The organism is Lichenihabitans sp. Uapishka_5, from assembly GCF_033947565.1.
GTDB lineage: Bacteria > Pseudomonadota > Alphaproteobacteria > Rhizobiales > Beijerinckiaceae > Lichenihabitans.
Genome location: NZ_JARPVX010000119.1, coordinates 1 through 8,209 on the forward strand (window position 1 = coordinate 1; position 8,209 = coordinate 8,209).

At 67.6% G+C, this 8,209-nt stretch carries 8 protein-coding genes; 6 read left to right on the forward strand and 2 right to left on the reverse strand.

Translation table 11 applies throughout. From position 1 onward, the window contains the following. The first annotated feature begins 211 nt into the window (after window positions 1-211). A complete protein-coding gene (locus P7D22_RS21340) occupies window positions 212-835 on the forward strand; it encodes a shikimate kinase (protein WP_319936275.1) in 624 nt (207 codons plus the stop codon). 15 nt (window positions 836-850) lie between these two features. On the opposite strand, the gene P7D22_RS21345 is transcribed toward P7D22_RS21340, so the two are convergent. Further along, window positions 851-2,098, reverse strand: coding sequence for an MFS transporter (locus tag P7D22_RS21345; RefSeq protein WP_319936276.1), 1,248 nt, complete (start codon window positions 2,096-2,098; stop codon window positions 851-853). Between the two features lie 196 nt (window positions 2,099-2,294). Here P7D22_RS21345 and aroB point away from each other — a divergent pair, with 196 nt between their 5' ends. The 4 genes from aroB (at window position 2,295) to P7D22_RS21365 (ending at window position 6,264) form a co-directional block, all read left to right on the forward strand. Beyond that, entirely contained in the window at window positions 2,295-3,359 is a 1,065-nt protein-coding gene (gene aroB, locus P7D22_RS21350) for a 3-dehydroquinate synthase (RefSeq protein WP_319936277.1), read from the forward strand. A 71-nt stretch (window positions 3,360-3,430) separates the two neighbouring features. Then, window positions 3,431-3,769: a hypothetical protein gene (locus P7D22_RS21355; RefSeq protein WP_319936278.1), complete on the forward strand. Its 339-nt coding sequence runs from the start codon at window positions 3,431-3,433 to the stop codon at window positions 3,767-3,769. A 295-nt stretch (window positions 3,770-4,064) separates the two neighbouring features. Continuing rightward, window positions 4,065-5,591, forward strand: coding sequence for an FAD-dependent monooxygenase (locus P7D22_RS21360; protein WP_319936279.1), 1,527 nt, complete (start codon window positions 4,065-4,067; stop codon window positions 5,589-5,591). Between the two features lie 22 nt (window positions 5,592-5,613). Continuing rightward, window positions 5,614-6,264, forward strand: a complete 651-nt coding sequence (locus P7D22_RS21365) for a TetR/AcrR family transcriptional regulator (protein ID WP_319936280.1) — start codon at window positions 5,614-5,616, stop codon at window positions 6,262-6,264. Between the two features lie 94 nt (window positions 6,265-6,358). Here the strand turns inward: P7D22_RS21365 and P7D22_RS21370 are convergent, their stop codons facing one another. Further along, window positions 6,359-6,973: an FMN-dependent NADH-azoreductase gene (locus P7D22_RS21370; protein WP_319936281.1), complete on the reverse strand. Its 615-nt coding sequence runs from the start codon at window positions 6,971-6,973 to the stop codon at window positions 6,359-6,361. Between the two features lie 120 nt (window positions 6,974-7,093). On the opposite strand from P7D22_RS21370, the gene P7D22_RS21375 reads away from it, so the two are divergent. Beyond that, the gene (locus tag P7D22_RS21375; RefSeq protein ID WP_319936282.1) at window positions 7,094-8,017 is read left to right on the forward strand and encodes a LysR family transcriptional regulator; all 924 of its coding nucleotides are present in this window, start codon (window positions 7,094-7,096) and stop codon (window positions 8,015-8,017) included. Window positions 8,018-8,209 lie beyond the last annotated feature (192 nt).

Genomic DNA, 8,209 nt, shown 5'->3' on the forward strand with positions numbered 1-8,209 from the left:
ATGCGGGCTGGGGCCATGTGGCGCCGGCCGTCGGTGCCACGGCGGAGGCCGCACGCGATGGCGCCGCGCTCGACCGGCTCGCCCCGCAGGCCGCCGACCCGGTGCTGGAGCGGGCCGTCGAGGCCGAATGGCGGCGCGGCGCGGTGCGTTGAATCCACAAGGCCGCAACGAAGCGGATGCGCGAAAACCCGGGCATGCTAGGAAAGGCGCCATGCGGGGAGTTCAGGACGGTTTCGGCCGACAGCATGACGGATTGGTGAGCGAGCGCGACGCGCGGGCTGAGGCGCTTTTGGCGCGCCTTGCCGGCCGATCGATCGCGCTCGTCGGCATGATGGGGGCCGGCAAGACCGTGATCGGCCGGCGCCTCGCGGCCCGGCTCGGCCTCGACTTCGTCGACACCGACCACGAGATCGAGCTCGCGGCCGCGATGACCATTCCGGAAATCTTCGCCCTGCATGGCGAATCCTATTTCCGCGACCGCGAATGCCGCGTCGTGGCCCGGGTGATCGGGGCGGGATCGCGCGTGGTGGCGACCGGCGGCGGCGCCTTCATCCATGCGGCCACGCGGGCGGCCGTGCGCTCGGGCGCGGTGTCGGTGTGGCTGAAGGCGGATTTCGAGGTGCTGATGCGGCGGGTGCGCAAGCGCTCGAACCGGCCGATCCTCTACACCGCCGATCCCGAAGGCACCATGAAGCGCCTGATCGAGGTGCGCTACCCCGTCTACGCCCAGGCCGACGCCACCGTGATCTCGCGCGACGGCACGCAGGACCAGGTGGTGGAAGACGTGCTGGCGGCCCTCGAGTCGGGGCCGCTCGGCGATGGGGCGGCGGCTTGAAGCAATCGTTCGGATTTACGGCACCGTTGTTGATACCGTAAAGGCCGCATTAACGGCGTGGCGCGACCAAAAGGCCGCGCTCCATACGAGGGCAGCCAGTAACACGCCCCAAAACAAGGGACCTCGTAATCCCCAATCCGTAGCAGCCCAACCAATCGTCGCGACACCGGCCGCACGCGCACCCTGCTGCAGCAGGAACTGTGTGCTCATGATTCGTCCACGGACGGCGTCGGACACCGATGTTTGCAGGAGCGCCACGAGGGCGGTCCTGCAAATCTCGAAGCAGAACCCTCGCGCCACCATCGCGGCGACGGCCATGCTAAGCCCGCCTGCGGTCAGGAGGACCAATGTCGCGGCCAAAAAGCCAAGGAATGCCCAGATGATGCGTGTGCTTGTAACGCGGCGCATCCCTCCCTGCGCAAGCCAGAGCGCCGCCAATGTGGCGCCAGCACCGGCTCCGGCCAGCAGGGCGGAAAGGCCTTGAACACCGGAATGGAAAATTCGGTCGGAGAACGCTGGAAGCATTTGCCTGACCGCAGCCGCGAGTGCATCGCCGAGAGTCATAAGAGCCAGCAACGCACGGATGCCGCGGTGACCGACGATCGTTTGAACGCCTTCGATGAAATCACGTGCGATAGACCGATTGCTTGCGATCGGAGGTTTATCTTCGGGTAAGCGCTGCAGCAGCGCAGCGGACCAAAAATAGATGCCATAGCCCACGACGTTGCTTGCGAAGGCAACGCCTACGCCAAAATGCAGGATCACCCAGCCTGCCAGCGCCGGCCCGAGAAAGAATCCAAGATTGCTGTAGGCGGAAGCGACGGCAATGGCGGAGGGCAGCCGATCGCGCGCAACGAAGCGGGGCAGAAGCCCGAATTGTGCTGGAACACTGAAGGCATGGACAAGTCCATGCAGCAGCGTCAGCGCTCCAAGCCTCTCGATGGTCAGAGTTCCTGAAAATGCCAGCGCGGCGAGAAGCGCCGCCTGCAATGTTGCGAAGCTGTAGGCCACCATCAGGATACGGAAGCGATCATGTCGGTCTGCGATGATGCCGCCTAACGGCGCCAGCACGCTCATTGGCACGGCGTCCAGCAAGGCAATTACGGCCAGCCAAGTCGTCGAATGCGTCAGATCCCACGTCAACCAGGCAACCGCGACTGTCTGAATGAAGAAGCTTAGCCAGGATATGATCGCACCGACCGAGTAGCGTCGGAAGTTTGCGTCCGCGAAAGCAGTGCCGATGCCGCCGAGGGCTATGTGCATCCTACTCCAGCTCGACACCAGCACCCGCCCTGTTCATGCTGCTTTGGCCAGCATTGCATTGTCCCATGAAGCGAGCCACACCGCACATCGTTCAACGTGAGATCGGATGATGAGCATTGCCTCAACGGATAACGTTTCTGGAGGCACACCAAGCACCGTGGCGGTGAGGCTGGGAGAACGCTCTTATGACGTGCTTGTGGGTCCTGGCCTTTTGTTCGACGCGGGCTGGCGTATCGCGGCGCTCGCGCCCGGCGCGGCCTGCGCGATCGTCACGGACACGAACGTGGCTGGTCATCATGTGCAGGCTTTGCAAACAAGTCTTCACCTAGCTGGGGTCCGCTGTGCGCCGCCTATCGTGGTGCCGGCAGGCGAAACCTCAAAATCCTATACCTGCTTCGCCGAAGTTTGCGACGCTCTGCTAACCGCGAAGCTCGAGCGTCGCGATTGCGTCATTGCACTCGGTGGCGGCGTGGTGGGTGACCTCGCGGGCTTTGCGGCCGCCTGTTTGAAGCGTGGCCTGCCGCTGGTGCAGATCCCGACGAGCCTGCTGGCCCAGGTGGATTCGTCCGTCGGCGGCAAGACGGCCATCAATTCCCCCCTGGGCAAGAACCTCGTCGGCGCCTTCCACCAACCGAGCCTCGTGCTGGCCGACACGGATGTGCTCGACACCCTGCCGGAGCGCGAGTTCCGGGCCGGCTATGCGGAGCTGGTGAAATACGGCCTGATCGACGACCGCGGCTTCTTCGAATGGTGCGAGCGCCACCGTGCTGGCATCTTCCAAGGCGCCCCGGAACGCGTCGAGGCCGTCCGGCGGGCCGTCGCCGCCAAGGCGGCGGTGGTGGCGCGCGACGAATACGAGACGGGCGACCGGGCCTTGCTCAACCTCGGCCACACCTTCGGCCATGCGCTGGAACGCCTGGCCGGCTATGACGGCGCCCGGCTGGTGCATGGCGAGGCGGTGGCGATCGGCATCGCCATGGCGTTCCGCTTTTCGGTCCGGCAGGGCCTTTGCGCCGGCCAGGACGCCGAGCGCGTCGCGGCCCACCTCAGGGCCGCCGGCCTGCCAACCACGATCGCGGCCCGGCTCGGGCCGGGCTTCGCGTCGCCCGAAGCCATGCTGGACGCCATGGCCCAGGACAAGAAGAACGACCGTGGCCGGCTGACCCTGATCCTGGCGCGCGGCATCGGCGAAAGCTTCGTGGCCCGCGACGCCGACGTCGGGGCCGTGCGCGATTTCCTCGGCCTCGAATGCGCCGCCTGAACCCCGACGGCGGTTTCGCCGTTAGCGCGCCGATGCCCTTCGATTTGTGCCGCTCCCCTGGAAGGACCGACATGCGCACCGCCCTTGCCGCCGCCGCCCTGCTGGCCTGCTTCACCCAAGCCGCGCGGGCGGCCGGGCCCGACCCCTTCGCGGGCGAGCCCCATTGCACCGCCCGCATCCTGACCGACGTGCCGGCCGAGGAAGCGCCCGAACAGATGAAGTCGAAGACCAACAAGCTGTTCGGGCCCGTCACCCAGATCAAGGTGAACCGGCACAACGGCAAGATGACCTTCTGCGGCAAGGACACCTATTGCTACAATTCGAACGCCTTCGAGTTCGTCACCCCCTGCCGCATCAAGCGTGACCCCGACATGACCGACGGGCAGTTCTTCTCGTTCTTTACGCGCTGACAGGGCGGCGCTGCGCCGCACGAGGGTCGCGGCCGGTTCCCGATCTGTGATCCTGTCTGCCCGTCATCGGTCCTGACGCACTCGCGGCTAAGGGCGCCATGGCGCCGCCATCCGCCTTTGCGGGAGCTTCCTTGCGGCCGGACGCAGAGCCGTGGCGGCGAGTGCCCCCCCTCCCTTCCCGCCCCCGAACTCTGCCCGGATAGCCTGCCATCGACGGCGCCGCGTCGGCCGGGTTGACCCAAGACGGGCCGCGCATTAAATGACTTGAAAGTCATTTATCAGAAAGGACCCCACAATGGCTCGAACCGAAGTGTTGGTCGTCGGCGCCGGCCCGACCGGGCTCGTCATGGCGCTGTGGCTCGATGCACAGGGCGTCAAGGTCAGGATCATCGACAAGTCGACCGGGCCCGGCACGACCTCGCGGGCGACCGCCGTTCATGCCCGCACCCTCGAGCTCTACCGGCAGACCGGCATCGCCGACGCGGTCGTGGCGGCGGGCCACAGGAGTTCCGGCATCAACATGTGGACGGGCGGCAAGCGACGCGCCCATGTTCCGTTCAACGACTTCGGTGACACCGTCACGCCGTATCCGTTCCTGCTGATCTACCCGCAGGACCTGCACGAGGCCTTCCTGGTCGAGCGGCTCCGCGAACGGAACATCGAGGTGGAGCGGCAGACCGAGCTCGTCGATTTCACCGACAACGGGACCGGCGTGACGGCCCGGCTGCGCGGGCCCGATGGCCACGAGGACACCTGCGAGGCCGCCTATCTGACCGGCTGCGACGGCGCGCGTTCGACGGTCAGGACCGTGCTCGGCGCCAGCTTCGAGGGGGGCACCTACGAGCAGCGGTTCTATGTCGCCGATGTCGAGGTGGAATCCGATCCCTTCGATGGCGAAACCAGCATCGTCTTCGACGGGCCGGAGTTCATGCTGGTCATGCCCTATGGGCGCCCGGGCGTGCTCCGCTTCGTCGGCACGGTGCGGGGCGATCGCGCGGAAGCGTCGGAGCCGCTGACGTTCGACGACGTCGGCCATCGGTCCGTCGCGGCGCTGGGCCTGACGGTGCGCACCGTGAACTGGTTCTCGACCTATCGGGTCCACCACCGGGTGACGGAGCGCTTCCGGCACGGCCGCGCCTTTCTGCTGGGCGATGCCGCGCATGTGCACAGCCCGGCCGGCGGCCAGGGCATGAACACCGGGATCGGCGATGCGATCAATCTGGCGTGGAAGCTCGCCGCCGTGCTCAAGGGTCGGGCCGGGGACGATCTGATCGACAGCTTCGAGGCCGAGCGGCCGGTCTTCGCGCGCAAGCTCGTGGAAACCACGGACCGGGCCTTCACCTTCGTGACCGCCACGGGCAACGTCGCCGAATTCATCCGGACCCGCATCGCACCCTTGTTCGTCAAGGCGGCCTGGAGCGTCGATGCGGTGAGGGAATCGATGTTCCGCGTCGTGTCGCAAACGATGATCGATTATCCGGGAAGTCCCCTCAGCGCCGGCAAGGCCGGCAAGGTGAGTGGCGGCGAACGCCTGCCCTACGTTCGCTTCGACGGGGGTGACAATTACGGCCCGATGTCCGGCATCGGCTGGCAGGTCCATGTTTACGGGGCCGCCCAAGCGGGCTTGCGGGACTGGTGCGAGGCGCATGCCGTGCCGCTGCACGTTTTCGACTGGCATGCCGAACATGGCGCGGCCGGCCTGGCGCGCGATGCGTCCTATCTGCTGCGCCCGGACACCTATGTGGCGCTGGCCGACCCGCAAGGATCGCCGGCGAACCTCGACCGCTACCTCGGCGAGCGCAACATCCGGCTCGCAAGGTGAAGCCCCGTCAGCGGGGATTGGCGTGACGGAGATCAAGCCGAAGTGGAGCCGGCGCAAGGAAGCGCGGCCCACCGAGATCGTCGAGGCGGCCATGGACGTGTTCGCGGCCCAAGGCTTCGCCCCGACCAAGCTCGACGACATCGCCAAGCGCGCCGGCATCGCCAAGGGGACGCTGTATCGCTACTTCGACAGCAAGGAAGAGCTGTTCAGGGCCGTCGTCCGCCATGGGGTCGCGGCCAACCTCGAGGAGGTCGAGGGCGCCGCCGTGGCGGCCCGGGGCAACCTCGGCGACCTCGTGCCGGTTCTGCTGATGCTTGCGGCCGACCGGTTGGGCGACGGACGCATCCCGGCCCTGGCCAGGATGGTCGTCGGCGAAAGCCGGGCCTTCCCGGATCTGGCGATCATCTGGCACGACGCCGTCGCGGGGCGGCTCCTGAGCGTGCTGACCACCCTTGTGGCCCAGGCGCAGGCCCGGGGCGAGGTGCGGCCCGGCGACCCCGGCATCCATGCCTTCTCGATCGTCGGCCCTTTTGCGGCCGCGCTCTTGTTCCGGGAAGTGTTCGGAGCCGGCAGCCCGCATGCGCCGGACCTCGCGGCGATGGCCCGCCAGCATGCCGAAACCGTGCTGCGCGGTCTCGAAATCCTCCCTGCAGAGCGGCAGCGCGAAGGCTGACCCGCCCCGGCGGCCCCGTGCGGCGCCCTCGCACCTCAGGGGCGACGGGCCGCCGAGCGAGAGGCGCCGGGTTGGGTCCGAAACGAACGGTTTGTCAGGCGGCGGCGCCCTCGATCGCCGGGCCGAGTGTCCCCAGGAACGCGTCCATCGTGGTTTCGCGCATGTCGACGGCCTTGGCGCCGCCACCCGCCACGACGGTCACATCCGTGATCCCCATGGCGTCGAGCACGACGCGAAGGTACTGGGTCGCGATGTCCCGGTCGCGGATCGGAGAGCCTTCGGCATAATTGCCGCCGGACGCGATCAGCAGGGTCGCCTTCTTGCCGCCGAGGGTGCCTTCGCCGTCGGGACCGAGGACGATGCCCTTGCGCACGATCTGGTCGATCCAGGCCTTCAGAGTTGCCGGGACGTTGTAGTTGTAAACCGGCGTGGCGATCACGATGTGGTCGGCCGCCAGGACCTCGGCGACGAGTTCGTCGGACACGCGCATCTCGGCCTGCATGGCCGGGGTGCGGTGTTCCGTGGGCGTGAACATCGCCTGGATCCAGGCGGCGGTGACGAACGGCAAGTCGGTTTCCGCGAGGTCCCGGGTGACGACCGCGCCGTCCGGATGGGCTTTGTGCCACGCATCAAGGAAATGCCGGGTCATGGTCCGAGAGATCGACGAGGGGCCCCGTGGGCTGGTCTCGACGACGAGGAGCTTGGTCATCGTTGTATTCCTGTGAGGCCGAGCATGGCCGTCTCGGCGCTGGCCTGCCGGGATAAGGCCGTCGACACCGGTGCGGAAGCGATCAAAACTTGATAATGTCCATCGGCTGGAGTGATGGATATGATCGGATCGCTGACGCTCGACCAGCTCAGGGTGCTTGTGGCGGTCGCCGACGCCGGCAGCTTCTCGGCCGCCGGGCGCAAGCTCGGCCGCGTACAGTCCGCGGTGAGCCAAGCGGTGCAGACCCTGGAGGACGCCCAGGGCGTGCAGGTGTTCGACCGGAGCGGCCACAAGCCCCGGTTCACCCCGGTCGGGGCGAGTTTGCTCGAACAAGCGCGGCACGTGCTCAGCAGCGTCGGACGGTTTGAAGCCGTGGCGGCGGGCGCCCGCATCGGCCTCGAGCCGGCGCTGAACGTCGCCATCGATCCCTTTGTGCCGACGGCGCCGCTCATCGACAGCCTCCACGCGCTGCGCGGGGCCTTTCCCGATCTTCCGGTCAACTTCTGGACGGAAGGCATCGGCGGGGCGGAACGGCGGCTTGGCGACGGCTCGGCATCACTCGGGGTTTGCCTGCTGGTTCCGGCGCCGCCGCCGAGCCTGACCGCCTATGGGCTGATGGACCTGCGCCTCGTCGCCGTCGCGACGCCCGGGCATCCGCTGGTGCAGCTGGGGCGACCGCTGCATCGGGTGGACCTCGAGGCGCAAACCCAATTGGTGCTGTCCTACCCGAACGATCAGGACGGAACCGCCTTCGGCATCGTCGGCTCGCGTTTGTGGCGCTTCGTCGATCTCGGTCGGCGGCTGGATTTCCTGCTGGCGGGTCTCGGCTGGTGCAAGGTGCCCCACCATCTCGTCGCCCCGCACATCGCCGCGGGACGGCTCGTCGAACTCGTCATCCCGGACGAATCCATCATGCAATCCGCCAGCCTGCGGATTTATGCGGCGCACGGGCGCGACCGCCCGCTCGGCCGCGCAGGCGGCTGGCTCCTCGCAGACCTCCGCACCAGGCTTCGCACGGCTCCGACGCCGACGCAGCCCGATTGAAGAATGGCCGTCGGGCCCGTGCCCGCACGCGTGGCGGGCCGCCGACCGGAGCGCGCTCTACAGCCCGGCCGCGATGCGTCCCACCTCGGCCAGCACCGCGTCGCGCGCGGCGTCATCGCCCGGCATGTCGATCGTATAGACCGTCACAAGCAGCGGGGCCCGGCCGGCCGGGCCCCGCTGCTTGTGACGGTC